Raw genomic sequence first — 22,532 nt, forward strand, 5'->3', positions numbered from 1 at the left:
GAAATTAGCGGTCACGTTACCGTTAATTCACCCTGACTCTATGACCCGTCATTCGCTTTTGGTACTAAGTCTGCTGCTCCTGTCGATGACGGTCCAGGCTCAGTCGCGCCGACGCCAGTTGACTGAACAGCAGAATAACAGCCCCGTACCGGTTTTCCCGGCTCCGCAGGCCCGTTTGCTGGAAAGTATTACCCTCAGTAGTTCCATGCTGAACAAAGCCGTTCGCTATTCCATCTATCTGCCGCCGGATTATTACGTATCCAATCGGCGGTATCCGGTTGTGTATCTGCTGCACGGCTATTCCGACAACGAAACCAGCTGGATCCAGTTTGGCGAAACCGACCGGATTGTTGACGAGCAGATCAAGTCCGGCGAACTACCGCCGATGATCATCGTCATGCCCGACGCAGGTGTTACCTGGTACATGAACGATTACCAGAGCATGTACCGCTACGAAGATATGTTTGTGCAGGAGCTGATTCCGCGCATCGATTCGGCGTACCGCACCCGCACCCAGCGCGAATACCGGGCCGTGTCGGGCCTGTCGATGGGCGGCCACGGCTCATTACTGCTGGCCATGCACCATCCCGATCTGTTCGGTTCATGCGCAGCCCTGAGCGCGGCCGTATTCACCGACGAAACGATCGTCAACATGCCCGACGACCGCTACAACGACCGGTTCGCGTCGTTGCTGAGTGGCCCCGTCAAAGGGGAGGAACGCCTGACGGCCCACTGGAAGCGTAATAGTCCGCTGATTCTGGCGCGCTCGGCCCCGGAAGGCGATCTGAAGCGCGTTCGCTGGTACATCGACTGTGGCGATGACGATGGTTTGTCGGCGGCCAATGCCCAGCTGCACATTGAGTTACTAAAACGAAGGATCGACCACGAATACCGCGTCCGCGACGGTGCCCACACCTGGGCGTACTGGCGCACCGGATTGCCCGACGCGTTGAAATTCATTGCCCGAAGTTTTCACCGATAACCCGACTGATCCCCGCTTAGGTAATTCCTGAAGCGGGGATTTTTTTTGGCAGCAATCACAAAATAAAATACTACTCCTACAGACTTATTTAGTAATATATTTTGATTTTTATATCTATTTCAAAAAACTGTATTTCTACCTAGCTCGTATGTCTGTGGTAAATTAGGTAATCATCACCGACAATGCATCTGATACGAACTACAGCAAAAGGTATTGGCTGGGGCTTACTGATCAGCTTTCTGGCTCTGGTCACCTGGGCCAACTGGGAAGAGAAACCCCTGCACGCTAAAGTAAAACCGGTACGTATGGCCATCTTCAGCGCCGAGGAGTTGCAGACAGCATCGGCCGCCGATGAACTCGACCAGCGCATTGAACAGCTGCCGGGGGTTACGGCCTACACGGCTAATCCGGCAAGTCGGCTGGTTGCCGTCACCTACGACCCGGAGGTGCTGACGGAAACACACTTGAAACGGCATATTCAGCAGCGCATCAAACACGTAGCCAAACCTTCCTTCGCATCGGTGGTGCCGTCGGGTCCACAATGCCCTATACCGGCCGAGTACATTCAGAAACTTGAGCAATTTAAATATGCGCTAAACTTCCGGTAAACCCCGAATCCGGCCGTTTCACAACGCTATCCTACTCTATATGTTCGTTTAGTTTCCAAGTTTTAATTCACTACAATCATGCAAAAAAAGGTTCTTGCCATCGCGATGATCGCGATGAGTAGCTTCGCTTTTGTCTCCTGCAACAAAGACGACGATCAACCAGCCGCTCCCAGTTCCCTCTACGACCGCCTGGGCGGTAAAAACGCCATCTCAGCCGTTGTCGATCAGTTTATCACGAACGTAGCCGCTGACCCCAAAATGAAGCGGACGTTCCAGCCTTTGCTGGACGATGTGGGTAAAGGCAACACAGCCCGCGTCACGTCCCTGCGCAACAACCTCATCGACCAGATTGGCCAGGCCAGTGGGGGTCCCGAGAAGTACATGGGTAAAGACATGGTTACGGCACACAAAGGCATGAAGATCACCGACGACGAGTTTAATTCACTCGTAGCAGACCTGGTAGCCGCCCTAAATAAATTCAGCGTTCCGTCAAAAGAGCAGGGCGAACTGTTGTCAGTACTGGGTGGTCTGAAAGGCCAGATCGTTAACCAGTAGCCGGCTGTTGATTCCCGGGTCTTCGGGGTATCACTAGCCAGAAGACCCGGGTCCAAGTTCATCACGTACCGTTTCTGTTCGTATTCACCCGTATGCGTGCTCGCTTGAAAGCCATCAGTTTATCCCACCGAACGGCTCCGCTGGACGTCCGCGAGCGTTTCGCGCTCAACGAAGCCGAAGCCAAACAGTTGTTGCAAACCATTCGGGAACTGAGTGGTATTGACGAATTGCTGGTTGTTTCAACCTGCAACCGGACGGAGGTCTACTACGTAGCGGACGACGATTTCAGCGAACAGGTAGCGAAACGGCTCTGCATCCAGAAAGGCGTACCGTATTCTGCGCATTCGGCCTGTTTTCGGTACTTAACCAACCCCGACGAGGCCGTTCTGCACCTGTTCAATGTATCCATCGGTCTGGAATCGAAGGTGGTAGGCGACTTGCAGATTACGCACCAGATCAAGCAGGCGTATCAGTGGGCCGTCGATGTTGACACGGCGGGGCCTTTTCTGCACCGGCTGATGCATACGATTTTCTTCGCCGGCAAGCGGGTGGCCCAGGAAACCAGCTTCCGCGAGGGGGCAGCTTCGGTGTCGTATGCTACGGTTGAGTTAATCGAATCGCTGACCCAGTATTTAATACAGCCCCGCATACTGCTCATTGGCCTGGGCGACATTGGTCGGGACGTTTTCAAGAACCTGCTCGATGCCAGCATCGGTACGCTTTCAATTACCAACCGAACCCGCGAAAAAGCAGACGCGCTGGCCGAAGGACGCGCCGTTCGGGTGATTCCATTTAACGAACTTATTGATGAGATTCAGCAGGCCGACGTCATCGTATCGTCTGTCCGGAAGGATGAGCCACTGATTACCAGGGCGCTGGTACAGTCGTTGTCGCTGACGACGTATAAATTTTTCATCGACCTTTCGGTCCCGCGGAGCATTGATCCGGCAATTGAGGACGTACCGGGCATTGCGTTATACAATATCGATACGCTGCGCTCCAACGCCAACGATGCCTTACAGAAACGGCTGGCCGCTATTCCTCAGGTCGAGCAAATCGTCCGGGAAGCGATCGGCGGCTTCAATGAATGGGCCAGCGAACTGGCGCTCTCCCCTACCATCCAGCGCTTTAAGGACGTTCTGGAGCAGATTCGCAAAGACGAACTGACCCGTCACCTCAAACACGTGTCGGCCGATGAAGCCAGTCGGATTGAGAAAATTACGTCGGGCATTATTCAGAAAATCATCAGGCAGCCGGTGCTGCAGTTCAAAGCAGCCTGCAAGCGGGGGGAAGCCGACGCACTCGCTGATGTTCTCCAGGAATTATTCGCTCTGGACAACAGCGTCAACAAGCTTGAGAATGTGTAGCCGAAGTCTCGCGGTCGCTTACTTGGCTTTACAGCCCGGGATAGGTAATGTTGTCTTTATGACCTACCTAAACATGGCGGCTCCCCTTTCTGCTCATTTTTATTACCAGCACAGGATTGGCGCAACATCAGGCGCTTACTTTTCCCATTAAAGTCGGTGCCAATGGTCGCTATTTTGCCGACCAGGGCGGTAAACCGTTCGCACGAAGTGTATGCCAAGAGCGGACCAGCCAAGGCCCGGCAGATGGGCCAGTACCTCGGCCGACGGTTTGGTACGTACAACAACATCGTCTGGACCATCGGGGGCGACAATGACCCGCGTACCATCCGCAGGGAGCTGGAAGCGCTGGCCGAAGGGTTACGCGCAACTGCTTACCTACCACGGTTCGCCCCCCGCATTCAAGCACGGACCTGTTTCAGTACGCGCCCTGGCTGGGCTTCAGCCTGATTTACACCTACTGGCGCAAGAAACCCAACGAATGGGTCGCCCCGTAGCAGTTGGTTCACGTGTACAAAGCCGCTTTGCGCAAATACAACAAGACCGACCGGACTGTGTGCTGGTGGTCCGGGGCGCTGACCAATCAGACTCTATTGGTTCCGGAAGGGCACTACCGCTTCGGTATCATCCCAGGCCAGCCGCATATCCGCCCCGCCGGCCTGGGGTTGAAAATCAATCGTAAACTGTTCCAGTGGTGGGTTCCGTTTGCGGTTGGTGACCAGCACCCGAAGCACGTCTTTTGACGAATCGTACTGCGTACCCCACTGCCCGGTTTCGCCGTTGAAGACCATGACCCACCCGCCCTTGTACGGAATTGACCAGAGCGAGTACGTCCCCGCTTTGAGTGGCTTACCCACAATCGTCACGTCCTGGTCGAGGTGTATGAGGGTGGCTTCGTTGGCACCCGTCCGCCAGACTTTTTCGTAGGGTACCAGCCCGCCAAAGATAACGCGGCCTTTTTTGTACGGCCGACAGTAATCGACCCGTATGCTCACCCCGTTCTGCCTGACCTCGGCTACGGCTTCGGGGCTATTGGATTTAGTGAAGGTGCGCAGCGCAAAAAACGCAACGACCAGCACAACAACGAGAATACCGATGATACGGAGGGGGCGACGCATGGTTTGTAGAGTTATGGAAATTATTCAAATCGTTTTCTGTCATACGGCAATCAATTGGCTTGCCGTCGTGATGGATTGACGGAACATGTTCACATCAATATAGCCCCAGCCGTTGGGCTCGTTCACTGAGTAATGTCCGGTACGCCTGTTTGCTTTCAGTGGCCAGAAAGCTTTTGTCAATCCAGTCAAAAACAGCGGGCAATCGCTTACGGAAACGGTTCTGGACATTGCTGCGTTGCTTATCGGTCAGGTCCAGATATTGCGCAAAGGCCATCCAGTCAGCATCCTGGAATCGGCTTTTCTTTCCGTTTAGGGTTAAGGCTAATTCTTCCATGTCGTCGGGTACCAGTAGTTTAGTAGCCAGTAAATCATAAGCTGGTGTTAGCGTAATACTCCCCTCTTCAGTACGCCAGAGCGAATAATTTTTCAGGTGCATATCAGCATTCCCCGTCAAAAAACAGAAAAGCGTCAATTCGTAAAGCGTTACTAAGTCCAGAGCCGCCTGCTGGCTGTACTGTCGAATCAATCGGGATACCAGTTCCATTGAGCCCTTATACTTATCGGCGGTCAGGCGTTCGGCCAGTTGACAAAAATCTTCCATGGCTCGTTTTCGCCCATCGTCCGTTCGGTCAATTCGCCGGGTCAGATATGCCAGTTCACCAGTTTGCAACCGGATCAGCGTATGCGGCACCGTCCTGATTCCGAATACTTCGGCCAGGTGCATAGTCAGGTCTTCGTTTTCGGGCATTTCAGGATACCTTGCGTAGGGTGGCTTCAGAATGTAGCGCCCCCATAAACCTACCAGCGTCAGTCGCGACATGCCATTGCTGGCTTGCAGATCAAGTGAGAGTTTTGGCTGCACGCCTGTAACGGTGATATGACGCCGGACAATTTCCTCAGCCAGCTCGTGCATATTTGCTAACGAATAAGGCAGTATTGGTGGTTTGGGCTGGCCAAAAAAAGCCCGGCTGCAACGCGGGTGGAAATCAGCCTGACCACTATCCAGTGGGCGATAACAATAGAGACACTCGCTCATTCGTCGTTGGCAATGGGAACTATACTTACCGCACCAATACAATCCTGACAGCAGGCCAGCAACAAGCCAAAGCGGTCGTTACTCCGTAATTTCCAGTTACGCTCCGCTATATCCAACAGCCAACCCTCTGGAATCAGTCCATCAAAAAATGGAAACAGAATAGTGTGCTGGTAAGACTTGCCCGTCAGGGGCAACGTCAGGCTCACAGGTACTGCATCCGGTCGGGCAATGTACTCAGTATCGTAGCGAAATGTATATCCTTCGTCCGTTTCAACGAGTGAACCGGCTAGTACATCGCCTACCAAAACGTTGGCTTTACGGCTCATTGGCTGGAAGTAATTTATCGACATCAGGTTCTATGGGTACCGGACCGACCTGGTGGTTAAACAAACGTAGTATCTGGTTGACTTTGTCGACTCGTAGCTCCTGTTTGCCCTGCTCCAAGTCTCGGACAAAGCGTAGTCCTACTCCCGCCTTATACGCTAATTCTTCCTGAGTCAGCTTATTTATTCTACGTCTTTCTTTGACAAAATAGCGAAGTGAATTTTGCATACTATACCCGACCGGGTATAATTTGGTATATTAAAGGAAAATCTATACCCGATCAGGTATAATTATAACGAATTTTCTAATGATATACCGTACAGAAACGCATAAAACATCATGAGGAGAAGCCGTTTGGCCAAACGGCTTCTCCTCATGAACAAATGGCTAAAAAGTACAGGCTTTTACACCTTCTCGGCCTTCAGCTTATCGCGTAGCTGAAACAACTCGTCGCGCAGGCGGGCGGCTTCGAGGAAGTCGAGTTCCTTAGCGGCTTTCTCCATCTTCGTCTGCGTTTCTTTGATAAGCAGTTCCAGATCACCTTTGCCCATGTATTGCACCACCGGATCGGCGGCAATCCGAATCTCTTCCGGCTCAATGTAGAACTGCTTGGTCTGAACCTTGGAGTCGGCCACTTTGGTCTGTCCCATAATCGCTTCGCGGGACTTTAGCACCGTAGTTGGCGTAATGCCGTGTTCTTCGTTGTACTCCATTTGGATCGCTCTGCGACGGTTGGTTTCGTCAATGGCTTTCTGCATGGAACCCGTGATCGTATCGGCGTACATCAGCACTTTACCGTTGGCGTTTCGGGCCGCCCGGCCAATGGTCTGAATCAGCGAGCGGATGTCGCGGAGGAAGCCCTCTTTGTCGGCGTCCATGATGGCCACCAGCGATACCTCCGGCAAGTCAAGCCCTTCGCGGAGCAGGTTAACGCCCACCAGTACGTCGAAGTTACCCAGGCGCAGGTCACGCAGGATTTCAACGCGATCGAGCGTTTTCACTTCGGAGTGAATGTACCGGGTTTTGATGCCTACGCGGTCGAGGTACTTGCTTAGCTCCTCGGCCATTCGCTTCGTCAGGGTCGTTACCAATACGCGTTCGTTGCGTTTGATCCGGGCATCGATCTCCTCCAGCAGGTCGTCGATCTGGTTCAGGCTCGGCCGTACCTCAATTTCCGGATCAAGCAGACCGGTTGGACGGATCAACTGCTCAACTACCACGCCCTCGCTCTTGCGGAGTTCGTAATCAGCCGGGGTGGCCGACACGAAGATCGTCTGGCCGGCCAGGTCCTCGAATTCCTGGAAGGTCAGCGGGCGGTTATCCATCGCCGATGGCAACCGGAAACCATAGTCAACCAGCGCGGTTTTCCGCGAGCGGTCGCCCCCCCACATCGCCCGTATCTGCGGAATCGTCACGTGGCTTTCGTCAACCACCAGCAGGTAATCATCCGGGAAATAATCCAACAGGCAGAACGGCCGCTGTCCGGGCTGACGACGGTCGAAGTAGCGCGAATAGTTCTCGATGCCGGAGCAGTAGCCCAGTTCGCGCATCATTTCAAGATCAAACTCGGTCCGCTCCTTAATTCGCTGGGCTTCCTGCTCGCGGAACTCATGTTCGAAATAGCGAATCTGCGAAACCAGATCGTCCTGGATTTCATACATGGCGTTGTTCAGCGTATCGCGGCCGGTCACGAAGAGGTTGGCCGGGAAGATTGTCACCAGCCGCTCATCGGAAATTTTCTTACCCGTCGACGGGTCAATCCGCTGTATTGTTTCAATCTCGTCGCCGAAGAAGATAACGCGGTAGGCAAAATCGGCATAGGCCACGAACACATCGACCGTGTCGCCTTTTACGCGGAAGTTACCGCGTTGGAATTCGCCTTCGGTCCGGCTGTACAGAATCCCGACCAGTTTGTGCAGGAACTGATTCCGGCTCAACCGTTCGCCTACCCCAATCCGAACGACGTTGTTCTTAAACTCTTCGGGGTTACCCATGCCGTAGATACACGACACCGATGCCACCACCAGCACATCGCGCCGACCGCTCATGAGCGCCGATGTCGCCGACAGCCGCAGCTTATCGATCTCCTCGTTGATGGCCAGATCTTTCTCGATGTAGGTGTTGGTGGTCGCGATGTAGGCTTCCGGCTGGTAATAATCGTAGTAGCTGATGAAATACTCGACGGCATTTTCCGGAAAAAACTGCTTGAATTCGCCGTAAAGCTGGGCGGCCAGGGTCTTGTTATGGCTCAGGACCAGCGTTGGGCGGTTCAGTTCCGCCACTACGTTGGCCACTGTGAATGTCTTGCCGGATCCCGTCACCCCCAGCAAAACCTGGGATGGTTCGCCCTCTTTAATACCGTTGATCAACTGCGCAATAGCCTTGGGCTGGTCGCCCGTTGGCTGAAACTCGGAGGTCAGTTTAAAGTTCATTAGCGGGTGTTGTCGAATCAGGCTAAGATACAAAAAAACGGCCAGATGGACAAGGTGCGTTCGGAAAAACCGGGCTTAGTATAAAGACCATTGCAACCGCTTGGGCGTTTTTGAGCGTATATTTGTTCACTATTTAACTTCGATATAGCGATGGATCAATCCCTCCTCAGCCGTATTACGATCAATCCCAATATTGGTCATGGCAAACCGACTATTCGGAATAAAAGATATCTGGTTGAATCGATGCTGGCGTATCTGGCTGGAGGAGATACCATCGATGATTTGTTGCAAACATTTCCTGATCTGGAGCGTGAGGACCTCCAGGCCTGTCTCCTCTTTGCCGTTGAAACCATCCGTTTAAAAAGTGCCAATCTCACTGCCGCAGCATGAAATTTATCATTGATGCGCAGCTACCACCCACGCTCAAGCACTTTTTTCAGTACCGTGGCTACGACGTCATACATCCATTGGATCTACCTCAACAGAACGATACCTCAGACTAAGAAGTACGTCGCATTGCGACTAGTGACAATCGCATAGTGATTACCAAAGACGCCGACTTCTAGTATTCTTTCGTACTTAACCGTGAGCCTTTTAAACTGGTATTGGTCAAAACAGGTAATAGGAGCACAAGCGCATTAATCGAAACCTGTTTGCTAAATCGTTCGATCAGTTAATTGCTCTTTTGACTAGTCACGATTTCGTAATTATCAGTCATTACGGTATCAGTCAAACTATATAAGCGCCTGAACGAGCAACAATACCAGAAACGTAGTCAGGCTCATCAGCAAAGACATAACACTGTAGGTCCGCAACGTAACGGTCGTGTCCAGTTGGCCAAAGCGCGACACGACCCAGAAATACGCGTCGTTTGCGTGCGAGAGTGTCATCGACCCGGCTCCCATCGCGGCCAGTACCAGCAGGCGATCCCACTCGGTTTGTACGCCCAGATGCCCCAGCAGCGGCTGTACCAGCGAAGCCACCGATATGACCGCCACCGTCGATGACCCCTGCGCTGTTTTGAATAACACCGTCAGCAGGAACGGTAGCCATAAATTGGCCCCACTACGTCCGGCCCCCGATTGTTGTGCGAAGCCAGTCAGGTACGTTTCCAGGCCAATGTGTTTGATAACCTCGCCGAACGCACCCCCAGCACCGATAATAATCAGAATAGGCCCCGCCTTAACAATGGCATCCTCGAAAGCCGTGTTCAGCAAGGCTTTGTTCAGCTTCTGGAACAGGCTCAGCGCGATCGCAATACCTACCGATAAGGCGACGAGCGGATCGCCCGCGAAATTGATCAATGTCACCAGCCAGACTGGGTAAGCTGCCGGGTCCAGCAGGACAATGGGTTTTACAGCAATGAGGGCGATCGGAATCAGGATAGCGAGAAACGACAGCAGCACCGGGGGCATGGCGACATCTGCATCCGGCCTTACGTGGGCTGTTGTGTCGGGTAACGGCACGTTCCCATTCCATCGGTCGGCCAGTTTCGCCCACCCGTATGCAACAAGCGTCGGTGGAATGGCCAGTGCACTGCCGAGTAGGATCATCCGGCCAATGTCGACGTTCAGAATACCGACGGCGGCCGTAATGCCCGGATGAGGGGGCACCAGGCAGTGCAGTCCGTAGAGCGATCCAGCCAGGCATAATACCAGCCGGACGTGACTGTGACCCAGTCGCTGGATGAGCGCCACAACCAGGCCGCTCAATACGATGAAACCCGAATCGCAGAAGATAGGCAGCCCGATCACAAACCCCATGAGCGTAACGGCCAGCGGTGTCCGGTGTTGCCCGACGCGGTTGAGCAGGAACGTAGCAATGCTTACCGTTGCGTTGGTGCGGTCGAGTAAGCTGCCGAGAATAGTGCCGAACACAATCAGGAGGCCAATCTTGCCCAGCGTCTCGCCAAAACCGGCCCGGATGTAGCCCATGACCTGCTCAGGCTTCATGCCGGCCAGTAAGCCAACGCCGGCCGACAGCACAATCAGCACCAGAAACGTGTGGAGTTTAACGCGTGAACTCAGCAGAATGATGGCCGCGATGCTGCCCAGCAGCAACCAGATGGGGTTCATTGACGGTACGTAGGGTTAGGTTACGGCAATATACAGTATTGACCCGTAGCGGCAAGAACCGCCGGGCCCGCCCTGTTGTTATCTACTTGCTGACGAGCCCATCATCAACCCGTCAGCCCCTTTGCCATGAACAATGCAGCACGTACCGAATCGTTTCAGGAAATCATCCGGGGCGACAAGCCTGTACTGGTTGATTTTTACGCCGACTGGTGCGGCCCCTGTAAGATGCAGGCCCCAACCCTCAAGCAGCTGGCCGATCGCATGGGCGACAAACTACGTATCCTGAAGATTGACATTGACCGCAGCCGGGCAGCCGCTCAGCAATACCAGATCCAGAGCGTCCCGACCCTGATTCTGTTTAAAGAAGGCAAGATTATCTGGCGGCAATCGGGTGTGCAGCCCCTCCACAGGCTGGAAGCGATGGTGAAGCCCCACGCCGGCTAGCCATCCCGGCCCTGTTCTATCAGTTTAGCAAACAAAAACCACGGGCATTGTCTTATTAGAAGTAGCCGACCTGCTTCTCAGAAGTGGGATTGGCATTAGTTTCAGTATTAACATAGCTACGTGGTACAATGAATGATAACCAAAAACAAGGTCTGGACGACGTGCGGCTGGATATTCAGGCCGTCAACTTTACGGTAGACAATGATTTTCGGGATCGGGTGCTTCAGGCGCTGGCCAAACTCCGCCACTATTACAGTGGCGATGTCATCACGGCCGAAGTATACATGCGGGTGGAAGCTCACCAACAGAACGATAAATCACTACGCATAAAATACGGCGTACCGGGCAGCGATGTCGTTGCGGATGAAGACGGCGAAAACTGGGATCATCTGCTCAACAACGTAACGGCCAAACTCAAACGCCAGCTCGACAAGCGGTTCGGTAACTCGCAGAACCGCTACCGGAATCAATAAAACGGTTTGTGCCCTGCTGATCCGATCAGCAGGGCACAAACCGTTTTATGAGTGTCTTTAAAACCAGAGCGGGCGTTTACTTTGTCTTTTGCGCCAGCCCAAAATCTTTCAGGTTCGTCAGGGCAACGACGTTGATAATCTTCCAGTTTCCATCAATTTTTTCCAGCACCCGCGATTCCTTCGAAGTAGTTTTCCCGTGGCTGTCCACTAAGGTCTGGTCGTAGGTCACGAACGCCATACTGCCATTCTGATGGATGGTGTAGTTCGCGTTCTGCACGGTCACCTTGTCTGTCAGTTTAGAGCTTTTAAACTGATTAGCAAACTGCTTTTCGAGGTTATTCCAGCCTTTAATCAGCATAAAATCACCTCCGTACAAATTAGCCGCAAAATGAACGTAGGGTTTGTGTGCCCAGGCACCCGCCCATCTTGCTTTGTCGCGCTTGAAAAATCCTTCGGTCTCTTCACGAAGCACTTTTTTGATGGCTTCCTGATCCGACTGAGCTAAACTACCCGTAACCGTGCCGAGCAGGACGGCAACTACTAACAAGACGATTTTCATGGCCGAGAACGTTTAGTCCTCGATTAAGGTAGAGTATTTAATAGCAATAAACAAGTATTATTTTGCATTATTAGTAAATACTACGTTACCTATATCCAGCTTAAAAACTGTTGGCCACCTCAACAGGTTGTTCTATTACTCAACAAACTTGAAAACTGTCATGCGCTCCCTTGTGCTCATTCTTTTCATAAGCGGCTCGACCCTGTCGGCGGGTTTCGGCCAAATTGATACGGTCAAAGCAAATCGCCCCGTGCGTTCTGCCCAGACACATACACCCATTCCTGGTGTTGATGCGCCGTTGTCGGCTCCCGGAACCCTGTTGCAGTCGCCCCCAAACCCCAACGAAGCCGCTACCATTCAGCAACAGCAGGGCAAACGCAGAACCGCCCCTCCGAGCGATCCGCGGGCGTTTGGTGTATCTGTACCGCTGGGTAAGCCGAAGCGGGATACGCTGCGGTAATATGATAACTCAACCTGGTTTAAACACAAATAGCCCTGGTTACAGGGCTATTTGTGTTTAAACCATATATAGCGCAACGCTACGATCCACACATCTCGCAACCCTCCGGATCGTCCAGCGAGCAGGTCATGGCGGAATAGTTTTGCTCAGAATCCGAAACCATTGGCAGCGGCTCGGGCTTGGGCTGCAGCACGGCGTGCTCCTTCGCATACTGTACGTAGTCGAGCGGCTTCTCCACCGGAGCCGTCTCGGCCAGCGCTGGTTCCAGTTGCGGCTCGGCCTGCGGTTCTACCGTGAACTTCACGGCATCAGCAGCGGCCTTGGTCCGGAGGTAGTACATACCGGTTTTCAGGCCCGCTTTCCACGCGTAGAAGTGCATCGACGTCAGCTTACCGAAGTTTGAGTCCTGAATGTGAATATTCAGCGACTGCGACTGGCAGATATAGGCGCCACGGTCGGCAGCCATGTCAATGATGTGCTTCTGCTTGATCTCCCACACGGTTTTGTATAAGTCGCGGATGTGCTGCGGAATTCCCGGAATCTCCTGCACGGACCCGTTGGCCCGAATCAGGTTGTTCTTCATAACATCGTTCCACAGACCCAGCTTCACGAGGTCTTTCAGCAGGTGCTTGTTCACGACCACGAACTCGCCCGACAGCACGCGCCGGGTGTAGATGTTGCTCGTATACGGCTCGAAGCACTCGTTGTTACCCAGAATCTGGCTTGTCGATGCGGTCGGCATGGGAGCCAGCAGCAGCGAGTTCCGAACTCCGTGCTCAACCACCTCCTGGCGCAGGCTTTCCCAGTTCCAGCGGCCCGATTTCGGCGTTACCCCCCACATATCGAACTGGAAGATTCCCTGCGAAATGGGTGACCCTTTCCAGGTTTCGTACGGACCGAACTTCTTGGCTTCTTCCATCGACGCGGTCATGGCTCCGAAATAGATTGTTTCGAAAATGTCCTCGTTCAGGCGACGCGCTTCGTCCGATTCAAATGGCATCCGGAGCATGATGAACGCATCGGCCAACCCCTGCACACCAAGACCGATTGGCCGGTGACGCATGTTTGACCGGCGGGCTTCCTCAACCGGGTAGTAGTTCAGATCAATAATCTTATTCAGGTTTTTGGTTGCCACCTTCGTGATCTCGAACAGCTTCTGGTGGTCGAACCGCAGCATCCCATCCGGATCGCGCTTGATGAACTTCGGCAGGGCAATCGACGCCAGGTTACATACGGCCACTTCGTCGGGCGAGGTGTACTCGATGATCTCCGTGCACAGGTTCGACGACTTGATGGTGCCGAGGTTTTTCTGGTTCGACTTCCGGTTGGCCGCGTCCTTATACAGCATGTACGGCGTACCGGTTTCGGTCTGCGATTCCAGAATTTTGTACCACAGGTCCTGTGCTTTGACGGTCTGACGGGCTCGTCCTTCGCGTTCGTAGCGCTCATAGAGCTCTTCAAACTCATCGCCGTAGCAATCAGCCAGACCCGGGCACTCGTGCGGGCAGAACAGCGACCACACGTCGTTGGCTTCCACGCGCTTCATGAACAGATCGGGCGTCCAGAGGGCGTAGAACAGGTCGCGGGCGCGGAGTTCTTCCTTACCGGAGTTCTTCTTCAGGTCCAGGAACTCAAATATGTCAGCGTGCCACGGCTCCAGATACACCGCAAACGAACCTTTGCGCTTGCCACCGCCCTGATCAACGTAGCGGGCCGTATCGTTAAAGACCCGCAGCATCGGTACGATACCGTTCGACGTGCCGTTGGTGCCTTTGATGTACGTACCGGTAGCCCGGACGTTGTGAATGCTTAAACCAATCCCCCCTGCCGACTGCGAGATTTTAGCGGTCTGCTTGAGCGTATCGTAAATCCCTTCGATGGAGTCGTCTTTCATCGTCAGCAGGAAGCACGACGACATCTGCGGCTTCGGCGTACCGGCGTTGAAAAGCGTCGGCGTAGCGTGCGTGAACCACTTTTCCGACAGCAGATTGTAGGTTTCGATGGCCGCTTCCACATCCTCCATGTGGATTCCCACGGCCACGCGCATCAGCATGTGCTGCGGCCGTTCGGCGATTTTACCGTCGATCTTCAGCAGATAGGACTTCTCCAGCGTTTTGTAGCCGAAATAATCATACCCGTAATCGCGGTCGTAGATGATGGTGGAATCGAGCAGAGCCGCGTGTTTGCGAACCACCTCATACACTTCTTTCGAAATGAGTGATGCGTTTTCGCCGGTTTTCGGGTCCTCGTAGGTGTACAAGCGTTTGATGGTACTGGAGAACGACTTGTTCGTCTCTTTGTGCAAGTTCGAGATGGCAATCCGGGCCGCCAGGATTGCGTAATCCGGGTGCTTGGTTGTCATCGAAGCCGCTGTCTCGGCAGCGAGATTGTCGAGCTCGGTCGTTTTGACGCCATCGTACAACCCGTTGACCACTTTCATGGCCACTTCAACGGGCTGGACGTAGGTAGAATCAAGACCGTAACACAACTTCTCGATTCGAGCGGTAATTTTGTCGAACTTGACCGACTCCCGACGGCCATCACGTTTGGCTACATACATAATCGTGTGGGGGTTAGCTGGTTATATTGTCGTAATATTGAATGCGGGACTTGGATGCGCTCTTAAAGTTCTGATGATTTAGACGGAAAAACAATCGGCTTAGTTCGGCCATTTTGGCCAAACTTTGAAAAGTCAAACTCTACTCAACAGGTTAAGGAATTGTTAAGCACTACAGCTTAGCGACTTACCCTGCCATCGTCATCGACGAACACCGAAAAATAATAGAGCGAATTTTTTTCTGAATGGGCATAGCTTTTGACGGCCCCAGTGAGGAAGTACAATCGTAACTAAATATATGAAATAATACCCGTAGCAGCAAGTTAAACTGAACCTATTTCTAGCCAACGGCTACGATTTATACGTTTGATAATCAGCCACAAAAAGAACCTGGCAAATCACTTGCGTAACCGCCCGAAACCCGCTACCTTTGCAATCCTTTTCGGACGGAAACCGAAAAGATGACAAGAAACTGAAAGCAATACCATGAAAAAGGGCATTCACCCGGAGTACCGCGAGGTGGTATTCCACGACCTGTCGAGCGACTACAAGTTTGTGACGCGTTCGACGGTTCAGACCAAGGATACAATCGAGTTCGAAGGCCAGACCTATCCGCTCGTTAAGATTGAAGTTAGCTCGCAGTCACATCCGTTCTACACCGGTAAGAACGTGCTGCTCGATACCGCCGGCCGCGTGGACAAGTTCCGCAAGCGCTACGGCATGAAATAAGCCAGCCTTACTCAACAAAAAGCCCCGCCCGGAATCCGGGCGGGGCTTTTTGTTGCCAGACATTCTCAGAACCCTTCGTTCTGCTTCAGCGCCCGGTTGTTGTCGATCTCGCGCTGCGGAATCGGCAGCAGCAGGTTCTTCGCCGTGAACGTCTTGTTGAAGACCGTCGTATGACCTACAAAATCATCCCAGTTTCTGGTGAGGTCGTTACGTACCTTCCGCGTCCGGATCATGTCGAACCACATTTTGTCTTCGTAGCACAGCTCAAAATATCGCTCTGCCCAGACCGCCTTCTCAAACTCGTCGACGTTGGTCGTCGTGACCGGTGGCAGCAACGCCCGCGCCCGAATGTCGTTCAGGGCTTTCAGTGCCTGAGCGTTTGGCTTTCCTTCGGCCCGGTTCGAGGCCTCGGCATACATCAGCATGACATCGGGCAGCCGGTAGATTGTGAAGTTAATATTTGCCTTGGCGTCGTTGTCGATAGCCTGCTTGTCAAAATACTTGTAGATGTAATACCCCCCCAGGTCCAGCCGGTCCCGACGCGGATCGCCCAGCGGATAATCAGACGGGTGCCCTTTGTAAAACGTGTAGAAAAACTGCTTCTCCTGCGCCCGCTTGTCGCCTTTCTCAAAGCTTTCCACAAACTCCTTGCGGGGCGTCAGGCCACCGTATTCGTCGGAGTAGGCAGCGATACCCCGCAGGGTCGGCAGCGTAACGGGCGTCATGCCATTATTACGGATGTCCTTCTCATGCTGCACCTGGAAGATGAACTCGCCCTGGTTCCGATTGGCCGGGTTGATCATGTCCGTATACTCCTTGAAGAGCGTATACGTACCATTGTCGAGCAGTTCTTTCGAGCGTTTTGCCGACTCCGCGTAGTATTGATTACCAGCCCGGATCGGGTACCCGGCGTAGGTCAGGTATACATCGGCCAGCAGCGCCTTGATCGCGCCCATCGAGGCCCGACCGGCCACGTCACGCCAGGGCAGCGTTGACTTCTCGGCTTCGAGCAGATCCGGGATGATGATCTCGTCGTAAATCTCCCTGGCCGGCGAACGGGCTGTTTGCACATCCGCCAGGTTCGTGATCAGCGAGGTAATTTTTGGTATATCGCCGAACATACGCACCAGTTGAAAGTAGTACAGCGCCCGGAGAAATTTGGCCTCCGCAATCATATTTGTCTTGGTCGCAGCGGGCAGGGTAGTAAACTCCCCGATCTTCTGGATGGCCAGATTGGACCGGGCAATCCCCGAGTACATACCCGACCACCAGTTATCAATGTAGAACGCCCGGGCATCGTATTCAAGATCATAGAACTTGAAAGCTTCGGTCTGTGAGTTCCCGTCGGCCTTACCGGTCAGGAATTCGAGCAGCGACGCGTTGTTACCACCCCAGCCGCCACCGCCGTTGTTCCAGGTCGTAATGTTCGAATACGCGCCGTCAACGAACGCCCGGGCAATTTCCGGGCTCGATACGTTCGACGAGGTGGTTAATGAGCCGGTAGGTGCTTCTTCCAGAAAATCGTTGCAGGACGACAGCACCAGTCCCACGGCAGTTAGTGTATAAATCAGGTGTTTTTTCATAATGATACAGGGTTGACGTTTGACGCCCGACGGCAAACCATCCGACGCCAGACTACGTTTAGAACGTCATGTTCAGGCCCAGGTTGAACGTACGGGGGCGCGGATACTGGAAGAACTCCATGTTCTGCGTCAACTGGTTGCCGAAGCCGGTCAGCGCTTCCGGATCGTAGCCGGAGTACTTGCTGACCAGGAAGAAGTTCTGCGCACTGGCGTACACGCGCAGCCGCTGGAAGTTCACCTTGCCGAAGCTGGTTGGCAGAGAATAGCCCAGCACGAAATTCTGACCGCGGATAAACGAACCGTCTTCTACCCACCAGTCGTCCATGTGCGTATCGTAGCCGGCGTTGTAGTGCCGGATCTGGGCAATCATGGTGTTCTGATTCTCGGGCGTCCAGGCGTTGAGCACCGACCGGGAACTGCTGGCAATGGCCTGCCGATCCTCAACCGAGTGCTTGGTTGCGTTCAGCGTGTTGACACCCATTACGAACCGGATGTCAAACGACAGATCGAACTTGCCCAACTGGAAGGTGTTGCTGATGTTCATGTTCCATTTGGGATACTGCCGGCCAATGATGGTCTCGTCGGCTGCGTCGATTTTTCCGTCGTTGTTCAGATCGGCCCATTTGATGTCGCCCGGCAGGCGATTGTAGCGGGCCGCCAGATCCGCTTCGGCCGTGCTGAACGTACCCAGTCGCTTGTAGCCCCAGAACGATCCGATCGGCTCACCCACGCGCAGGATGTTCGTCTGCCCCAGGAACCACGGGCCGGGGAAGATGTCGTCGTTGTTGACTCCCAGCCTCAGGATCTTGCTCCGGTTGGTCGAGAAGGCAATGTTGGTCGACCAGTTGAACCGCTCCGTGGCAATGTTGCGGGTGTTAACAGACGCTTCAAAACCCTTGTTCTCTACTGAACCAATGTTCTGCGTAACCCCACTCAGCCCCGTTGACCAGGGAATGGGCGCATTCAGCAGCAGATCTTTGGTGATCTTCTGGTAATAATCCAGCGTCAGGTTGACGCGGTTGTTGAACAGGCCGATGTCGGCACCGATGTCGAGCTGGTTGGTATACTCCCAGCGCAGATCCGGGTTGCCAAATGAACTCCGCCAGATCCCGGTTTGCCGATTACCGCCGAGCAGCACGGTACCCGTACCGAGGAATTGCTGCGATGCGTACTGACCAATCTCCTGGTTACCGGTTTTTCCGTAGCTAGCCCGCAGTTTCAAATCGGTAATCCAAGGGCTTGACTTCAGAAAATCCTCCTGGGCTACGTTCCAGGCAACGGCCGCCGATGGAAAAAACGCGTATTTGTTGTTCACCCCGAACTTCGATGAGCCGTCGTAACGTCCCGTAAACGTAACCAGGTACTTGTCTTTGTAGCTGTAGTTCAACCGGGCGAAATACGAGTTCAGCGTCCACTCCTGGTCGGTCGACGACGGTGTTCGCAGCGTCGTTCCGACTCCCAGATTATGCCAGCCCCAGAAATCATCGATGAAGTTCTCGGCAGCCGCGAAATACTGCTCCCAGTAGCGCTTCTGCCACGACAGCCCCGCCAGCCCCGTGATGGTGTGCACCTGGTTGATGGTCTTGTTGTAGTTCAGGTAGTTTTCGAACTGCCAGTAGTACTCCTGGTTGCTCCAGATGTCGGCAACGCCTTTCTGGTCGGCCGACAGGGCATTCAGATCACGGCCGGAGTAATAGTTATTCTTTTCGTATTTCAGCTCATAGCTAAAGTTGGTCCGCAGCGACAGATCGGGCGTAAAAGTCAGCAGGGAATAAATCTGGCCCAATACCTGCGTTTTGGGGTTGAACCGCTGCCGCTGCTCGGTGATCCGCACCGGGTTTTCGCCCCCTTCCATACCCGGCCAGTCTTTGTTACGTCCCCAGTTGCCATCGGGGTATTTAACCGGCAGAATCGGCAGCGCTTCCATCACCATCCGCGGTACATTCAGGCCACCCGACGCATCGTCTGCCTCCCGTTGCTGAGTCTTGTTCAGGAAAATACTCCCACCCAGTTTCAGCCACTTCCGGACGTCGTTGTCGAGCGTGAACTTGGCCGAGTAGCGCTTGAACCAGGAGTTACGCATCAAACCACCCTGATCAGTGTAGCCCAGCGACAGGCTGTACGTCGTTTTTTCACTGCCGCCCCGCACGCCCAGTTCGTGGTTCTGCGCAAAAGCCGGTCTGTAGATTTCACGCTCCCAGTCGGTATTGTACAGGGGCCGGCCGTTTGCATCAAACAGATTGGGGAAATTTTTCGGGTCGTTCCGCACGTATTTGCCATCTGCAAAACCCTGCGGATCATATTTCTGTGCATTGTCGAAAGCTGTGTTGTACACCGACATGAACTCGTCGGCGCTCAGTGTACCGAGATATTTGGCCGGCGTGATGTACGATCCCCAGGTATCGAACGAAACCTGCGTCTGCCCTGACTTGCCGCGCTTAGTCGTGATGATGATAACCCCGTTGGCACCCCGGGCCCCGTAGATAGCCGTTGCCGATGCATCCTTCAGCACCTCCACCGATTCAATGTCGTTCGGGTTAATCAGGTTGGCGTTGGATACGCCGATGATGCCGTCCACGACGTAGAGCGGATCGAGGTTGGAGTTGATGGAGCCAACCCCGCGAATCCGGACCCGGGGCTGATAACCCGGTGCCGACGAGTTCACCGACACATCAACGCCCGGCAGCCGGCCCTGCAGCGATTGCGCTACGTTTACAGCCTGGCGGTCGAGCAGCCGATCGCCTTTGATCTGGGCGACCGAACCGGTCAGATCGCTTTTCCGGACCGTACCATATCCGATCACGACTACTTCGTCCAGACTGCGGTTGTCGGACTGCATGGTTACGTCGAGCACTTCGCGATTACCCACGGCCACTTCCTGCCGGGTGTACCCAATTGAGCTGAATACCAGCGTGGCGTTGCCATCCTGCACTTCAATCTGGTACGCACCGTCTGCGTCGGTAGTGGAGCCCCGGCTGGAGCCTTTCTCGACTACGTTGACACCCGGCAGTCCAGTGCCGGATGCATCCCGAACAACGCCACGAACGCGGAAGGCTTTGGGTGAGTTACCATCGCCGTAACTCGGATACGTTACTGTTAACAAGAGACAAAGGATAGTTAGCCAGCGTAATTTACCTACGGCCGCTATCCGTGAGCAGGATAAAAACCTTTTCATAGAGGAGTAAGGAAATGGTTAACGTTAGAAAAAAGGCGCATAAACGCTCTACTAGGAGCATGACAGAGGTTTTCTGACCGAAACCTCATGCAACAGTTGGCTGGCGTAATCAGTACCTGGAAGTAAGGGATTGCTTCATACGTTTTCTAAAGAGGTTAGGGTAGAAATAGCCGCCAAAACTCATCGGACGAAGCCAAAAGTCAAGTATATGTACTACACTACTTACGCTACATACAATATTCTTAAATTATTTTAATAATAAAGTAGATATTACTAAGTTTTCATTTTAAGTAATTACACATATATCAAATATGATAAAAAACACCAACGCTCAACCATTACCACTGTTTATCTAACTGATTAATAGACAATACAACAAAATAAAAAGTCCTGGCGCGAACACCAGGACTTTTTATGGACTTCGGTATAACTACTTAGTTCGGATAACCCGGGTTCTGCGTCTTCAGATTCGGGTTATTCAGCATCTCGGGACGGGGGATCGGGAACAGCAAGTGCCGCTCCTGGAAGGCGGTTTTAGCACTCAGGTTCTGGTGCCCCACGAAGTTATTGAAACCTTTAGTTTTCTCGTCGAACACCTTCCGTAGCCGCACCATATCGTACCACGTAATCTGTTCGTAGCAAAGTTCCCACCAGCGTTCGCGCCAGACAGCCTCGCGGAAGCTGGCCTGATTGAATGTCCCCAGGGCAGGCGTAGTCAGCTTGGCCCGGTCACGGATGCGCTTATAGGCATCGTAGGCGGCCTGATTCGGTCCCCCTACTTCATTCTGAGCTTCGGCGTAAATCAGCAGGGTTTCGGCGTAGCGAATCTGCGGTACGTTCAAATTGTCATTGCGGGTGCCGGCCACTCCCTCACGGCCATTGGCAATGAAATTGAAGTGCTTGAAAATGTAAGGTGCTCCCAGGTCGAACCGCGCTCCGTTACCATTCGTGAAATACGTTGTATAGAACCAGCCATCCTGATCCTTAGCCCGTAGGTCACCTGGTTCAAACGATTGATAGAAACCCAGCCAGGGCACAGTGCTGCCCGTTCCGCCGGGGCCATTGAAGGTCACGGGTTTGAAGTTCGGGAACATATTACCCATCGGATTGCCAGCCACCCCGACCGAGTTGTTGTACTGGATGGAAAACAGATGTTCCAGCCGGTTCTCCAGTCGCTCGTCATGTATGTCCATGTAGGTCGGGAACAGACCAACCACCGTGGGATTGGCGTTAGCGTACGTAATTACTTCCAACGACTTGTCGGCCGCCAGTTTGTAGTGCGTAGCGCCTTTGCTCAGCGGGAAGCCAGCCATAGTCAGGTATACCTTCGCCAGTTGCGTCTTCACAGCGGCCATACCCACGCGCCCGTTTACGTTTATCCAGGCAAGCGGAGCTTTTTCAGCCTCCGTCAGATCGGCGACAATCTGGTTGTAGACCTGCTCCTGTGGCGCCCGAGCAGGGAGGAACTGCTCCGTGCTGGCGGTTTGAGGGGTCGTAATCAAGGGTATGTCTCCCCAAAGACGCACAGCGTGAAAATAAGCCCAGGCCCGCAGGAATCGGGCTTCGGCCAGAACCCGGCTTTTCTGAGCTTCATCCATCGGCGTAATAGCCGGTACTTTTTCAAGAACCAGGTTAGCATTGGCGATGACGCGGTACAGGCTGCTCCAGGCGTTGATAATGTGTTCCGTATTCCCATCGTACACCAACGCGTAGAGGTTGTTGAGATTGGAGTTCTGAGCCGTTTCTGTGCCTGAGGTACCGGTTGGGGCCTCAAACATCTGCCAGGTAGACGAGAAAATGCCTGCTCCCCCGTACAGAAGCCGCAGGTCGGCGTATACGGCAGCAACGGCGGCTTCAGCGTGATCGGGAATAGTATAGAAACTGTCGGGAGTCAGCGCCGATGGGGCCTGCTCGTCCAGAAAATCTTTACAGCTGGTCGGGCCAAGCAGCAAGGCTCCACTTAGGAGCATTAGCGTGGCGGTTTTATGTATTTTACGTATCATATGTCGGTTTATGCTTTTTAGGTTCTGGTTTTTGGTTTCTGATTTATAGTTTCCC

21 protein-coding genes are annotated in these 22,532 nt (G+C 53.5%); 10 read left to right on the plus strand and 11 right to left on the minus strand.

Annotation, left to right across the window (positions count from 1 at the left end; translation table 11 throughout):
* Positions 1 to 40: 40 nt before the first annotated feature.
* From DYU11_RS01820 to DYU11_RS01840, 5 genes are all read left to right on the plus strand, one after another.
* Entirely contained in the window at positions 41 to 982 is a 942-nt protein-coding gene (locus DYU11_RS01820) for an alpha/beta hydrolase (protein ID WP_119665931.1), read from the plus strand.
* Positions 983 to 1,164: 182 nt separating this feature from the next.
* Entirely contained in the window at positions 1,165 to 1,590 is a 426-nt protein-coding gene (locus DYU11_RS01825) for a heavy-metal-associated domain-containing protein (protein ID WP_119665932.1), read from the plus strand.
* Between the two features lie 78 nt (positions 1,591 to 1,668).
* Complete coding sequence (locus DYU11_RS01830) at positions 1,669 to 2,145, plus strand: group I truncated hemoglobin (protein ID WP_119665933.1); 477 nt, start codon at positions 1,669 to 1,671, stop codon at positions 2,143 to 2,145.
* Between the two features lie 92 nt (positions 2,146 to 2,237).
* Positions 2,238 to 3,512 (plus strand): glutamyl-tRNA reductase, encoded by a 1,275-nt coding sequence (gene hemA / locus DYU11_RS01835; RefSeq protein WP_119665934.1) that lies wholly within the window; start codon positions 2,238 to 2,240, stop codon positions 3,510 to 3,512.
* Between the two features lie 162 nt (positions 3,513 to 3,674).
* Positions 3,675 to 3,959, plus strand: a complete 285-nt coding sequence (locus DYU11_RS01840) for an apiosidase-like domain-containing protein (protein WP_119665935.1) — start codon at positions 3,675 to 3,677, stop codon at positions 3,957 to 3,959.
* A 140-nt stretch (positions 3,960 to 4,099) separates the two neighbouring features.
* Here DYU11_RS01840 and DYU11_RS01845 read toward each other — a convergent pair whose 3' ends face one another.
* From DYU11_RS01845 to uvrB, 5 genes are all read right to left on the minus strand, one after another.
* A complete protein-coding gene (locus DYU11_RS01845; RefSeq protein ID WP_119665936.1) occupies positions 4,100 to 4,627 on the minus strand; it encodes a DUF2911 domain-containing protein in 528 nt (175 codons plus the stop codon).
* A 94-nt stretch (positions 4,628 to 4,721) separates the two neighbouring features.
* Positions 4,722 to 5,663, minus strand: coding sequence for a HipA domain-containing protein (locus DYU11_RS01850; RefSeq protein WP_119665937.1), 942 nt, complete (start codon positions 5,661 to 5,663; stop codon positions 4,722 to 4,724).
* The gene (locus DYU11_RS01855; protein ID WP_119665938.1) at positions 5,660 to 5,989 is read right to left on the minus strand and encodes a HipA N-terminal domain-containing protein; all 330 of its coding nucleotides are present in this window, start codon (positions 5,987 to 5,989) and stop codon (positions 5,660 to 5,662) included. The genes DYU11_RS01850 and DYU11_RS01855 overlap by 4 nt, the downstream gene beginning before the upstream one ends.
* Positions 5,979 to 6,215 carry a helix-turn-helix domain-containing protein gene (locus tag DYU11_RS01860; RefSeq protein ID WP_119665939.1) on the minus strand — a complete coding sequence of 79 codons (237 nt, stop codon included), beginning with the start codon at positions 6,213 to 6,215 and terminating at the stop codon, positions 5,979 to 5,981. Before DYU11_RS01860 ends, DYU11_RS01855 begins: the two co-directional genes overlap by 11 nt.
* Positions 6,216 to 6,391: 176 nt before the next feature.
* Positions 6,392 to 8,419: an excinuclease ABC subunit UvrB gene (gene uvrB, locus DYU11_RS01865; protein ID WP_119665940.1), complete on the minus strand. Its 2,028-nt coding sequence runs from the start codon at positions 8,417 to 8,419 to the stop codon at positions 6,392 to 6,394.
* Positions 8,420 to 8,569: 150 nt separating this feature from the next.
* Between uvrB and DYU11_RS01870 the strand changes: the two genes are divergently transcribed.
* Positions 8,570 to 8,809 (plus strand): DUF433 domain-containing protein, encoded by a 240-nt coding sequence (locus DYU11_RS01870; RefSeq protein WP_119665941.1) that lies wholly within the window; start codon positions 8,570 to 8,572, stop codon positions 8,807 to 8,809.
* Between the two features lie 344 nt (positions 8,810 to 9,153).
* On the opposite strand, the gene DYU11_RS01875 is transcribed toward DYU11_RS01870, so the two are convergent.
* Entirely contained in the window at positions 9,154 to 10,494 is a 1,341-nt protein-coding gene (locus DYU11_RS01875; RefSeq protein WP_119665942.1) for a GntP family permease, read from the minus strand.
* 126 nt (positions 10,495 to 10,620) lie between these two features.
* Here DYU11_RS01875 and trxA point away from each other — a divergent pair, with 126 nt between their 5' ends.
* Entirely contained in the window at positions 10,621 to 10,938 is a 318-nt protein-coding gene (trxA, locus tag DYU11_RS01880; protein WP_119665943.1) for a thioredoxin, read from the plus strand.
* A gap of 128 nt (positions 10,939 to 11,066) precedes the next feature.
* Positions 11,067 to 11,411 carry an HPF/RaiA family ribosome-associated protein gene (locus DYU11_RS01885; protein ID WP_119665944.1) on the plus strand — a complete coding sequence of 115 codons (345 nt, stop codon included), beginning with the start codon at positions 11,067 to 11,069 and terminating at the stop codon, positions 11,409 to 11,411.
* A 76-nt stretch (positions 11,412 to 11,487) separates the two neighbouring features.
* Here DYU11_RS01885 and DYU11_RS01890 read toward each other — a convergent pair whose 3' ends face one another.
* Complete coding sequence (locus tag DYU11_RS01890; protein WP_119665945.1) at positions 11,488 to 11,970, minus strand: nuclear transport factor 2 family protein; 483 nt, start codon at positions 11,968 to 11,970, stop codon at positions 11,488 to 11,490.
* Positions 11,971 to 12,130: 160 nt separating this feature from the next.
* Between DYU11_RS01890 and DYU11_RS01895 the strand changes: the two genes are divergently transcribed.
* The gene (locus tag DYU11_RS01895) at positions 12,131 to 12,430 is read left to right on the plus strand and encodes a hypothetical protein (protein WP_119665946.1); all 300 of its coding nucleotides are present in this window, start codon (positions 12,131 to 12,133) and stop codon (positions 12,428 to 12,430) included.
* A 79-nt stretch (positions 12,431 to 12,509) separates the two neighbouring features.
* Here DYU11_RS01895 and DYU11_RS01900 read toward each other — a convergent pair whose 3' ends face one another.
* On the minus strand, positions 12,510 to 14,990 hold the full coding sequence (locus DYU11_RS01900; RefSeq protein WP_119665947.1) for a ribonucleoside-diphosphate reductase subunit alpha: 2,481 nt from the start codon (positions 14,988 to 14,990) through the stop codon (positions 12,510 to 12,512).
* 483 nt (positions 14,991 to 15,473) lie between these two features.
* On the opposite strand from DYU11_RS01900, the gene DYU11_RS01905 reads away from it, so the two are divergent.
* Positions 15,474 to 15,716 carry a type B 50S ribosomal protein L31 gene (locus DYU11_RS01905; RefSeq protein WP_009284398.1) on the plus strand — a complete coding sequence of 81 codons (243 nt, stop codon included), beginning with the start codon at positions 15,474 to 15,476 and terminating at the stop codon, positions 15,714 to 15,716.
* Between the two features lie 65 nt (positions 15,717 to 15,781).
* Here DYU11_RS01905 and DYU11_RS01910 read toward each other — a convergent pair whose 3' ends face one another.
* The 3 genes from DYU11_RS01910 to DYU11_RS01920 all read right to left on the minus strand — a co-directional run bounded on the left by DYU11_RS01910 (position 15,782) and on the right by DYU11_RS01920 (position 22,444).
* Positions 15,782 to 17,299, minus strand: coding sequence for a RagB/SusD family nutrient uptake outer membrane protein (locus DYU11_RS01910; RefSeq protein WP_119665948.1), 1,518 nt, complete (start codon positions 17,297 to 17,299; stop codon positions 15,782 to 15,784).
* 58 nt (positions 17,300 to 17,357) lie between these two features.
* Positions 17,358 to 20,402 carry a SusC/RagA family TonB-linked outer membrane protein gene (locus DYU11_RS01915; protein WP_229365661.1) on the minus strand — a complete coding sequence of 1,015 codons (3,045 nt, stop codon included), beginning with the start codon at positions 20,400 to 20,402 and terminating at the stop codon, positions 17,358 to 17,360.
* A 506-nt stretch (positions 20,403 to 20,908) separates the two neighbouring features.
* The gene (locus DYU11_RS01920) at positions 20,909 to 22,444 is read right to left on the minus strand and encodes a RagB/SusD family nutrient uptake outer membrane protein (protein WP_229365662.1); all 1,536 of its coding nucleotides are present in this window, start codon (positions 22,442 to 22,444) and stop codon (positions 20,909 to 20,911) included.
* Positions 22,445 to 22,532: the final 88 nt, after the last annotated feature.

The organism is Fibrisoma montanum (assembly GCF_003583365.1).
Lineage (GTDB): Bacteria > Bacteroidota > Bacteroidia > Cytophagales > Spirosomataceae > Fibrisoma > Fibrisoma montanum.

What these genes read in the sequence shown, in the direction of transcription:
- DYU11_RS01845 (WP_119665936.1), bottom strand. Translation starts at nt 4,627, where the DNA reads ATGCGTCGCCCCCTCCGTATCATCGGTATTCTCGTTGTTGTGCTGGTC.
- trxA (WP_119665943.1), top strand. Translation starts at nt 10,621, where the DNA reads ATGAACAATGCAGCACGTACCGAATCGTTTCAGGAAATCATCCGGGGC.
- hemA (WP_119665934.1), top strand. Translation starts at nt 2,238, where the DNA reads ATGCGTGCTCGCTTGAAAGCCATCAGTTTATCCCACCGAACGGCTCCG.
- DYU11_RS01830 (WP_119665933.1), top strand. Translation starts at nt 1,669, where the DNA reads ATGCAAAAAAAGGTTCTTGCCATCGCGATGATCGCGATGAGTAGCTTC.
- DYU11_RS01855 (WP_119665938.1), bottom strand. Translation starts at nt 5,989, where the DNA reads ATGAGCCGTAAAGCCAACGTTTTGGTAGGCGATGTACTAGCCGGTTCA.
- DYU11_RS01895 (WP_119665946.1), top strand. Translation starts at nt 12,131, where the DNA reads ATGCGCTCCCTTGTGCTCATTCTTTTCATAAGCGGCTCGACCCTGTCG.
- DYU11_RS01850 (WP_119665937.1), bottom strand. Translation starts at nt 5,663, where the DNA reads ATGAGCGAGTGTCTCTATTGTTATCGCCCACTGGATAGTGGTCAGGCT.
- DYU11_RS01840 (WP_119665935.1), top strand. Translation starts at nt 3,675, where the DNA reads ATGGTCGCTATTTTGCCGACCAGGGCGGTAAACCGTTCGCACGAAGTG.
- DYU11_RS01860 (WP_119665939.1), bottom strand. Translation starts at nt 6,215, where the DNA reads ATGCAAAATTCACTTCGCTATTTTGTCAAAGAAAGACGTAGAATAAAT.
- DYU11_RS01910 (WP_119665948.1), bottom strand. Translation starts at nt 17,299, where the DNA reads ATGAAAAAACACCTGATTTATACACTAACTGCCGTGGGACTGGTGCTG.
- DYU11_RS01875 (WP_119665942.1), bottom strand. Translation starts at nt 10,494, where the DNA reads ATGAACCCCATCTGGTTGCTGCTGGGCAGCATCGCGGCCATCATTCTG.
- DYU11_RS01825 (WP_119665932.1), top strand. Translation starts at nt 1,165, where the DNA reads ATGCATCTGATACGAACTACAGCAAAAGGTATTGGCTGGGGCTTACTG.
- DYU11_RS01890 (WP_119665945.1), bottom strand. Translation starts at nt 11,970, where the DNA reads ATGAAAATCGTCTTGTTAGTAGTTGCCGTCCTGCTCGGCACGGTTACG.
- DYU11_RS01820 (WP_119665931.1), top strand. Translation starts at nt 41, where the DNA reads ATGACCCGTCATTCGCTTTTGGTACTAAGTCTGCTGCTCCTGTCGATG.
- DYU11_RS01885 (WP_119665944.1), top strand. Translation starts at nt 11,067, where the DNA reads ATGAATGATAACCAAAAACAAGGTCTGGACGACGTGCGGCTGGATATT.
- DYU11_RS01870 (WP_119665941.1), top strand. Translation starts at nt 8,570, where the DNA reads ATGGATCAATCCCTCCTCAGCCGTATTACGATCAATCCCAATATTGGT.
- DYU11_RS01900 (WP_119665947.1), bottom strand. Translation starts at nt 14,990, where the DNA reads ATGTATGTAGCCAAACGTGATGGCCGTCGGGAGTCGGTCAAGTTCGAC.
- DYU11_RS01905 (WP_009284398.1), top strand. Translation starts at nt 15,474, where the DNA reads ATGAAAAAGGGCATTCACCCGGAGTACCGCGAGGTGGTATTCCACGAC.
- DYU11_RS01920 (WP_229365662.1), bottom strand. Translation starts at nt 22,444, where the DNA reads ATGCTCCTAAGTGGAGCCTTGCTGCTTGGCCCGACCAGCTGTAAAGAT.
- uvrB (WP_119665940.1), bottom strand. Translation starts at nt 8,419, where the DNA reads ATGAACTTTAAACTGACCTCCGAGTTTCAGCCAACGGGCGACCAGCCC.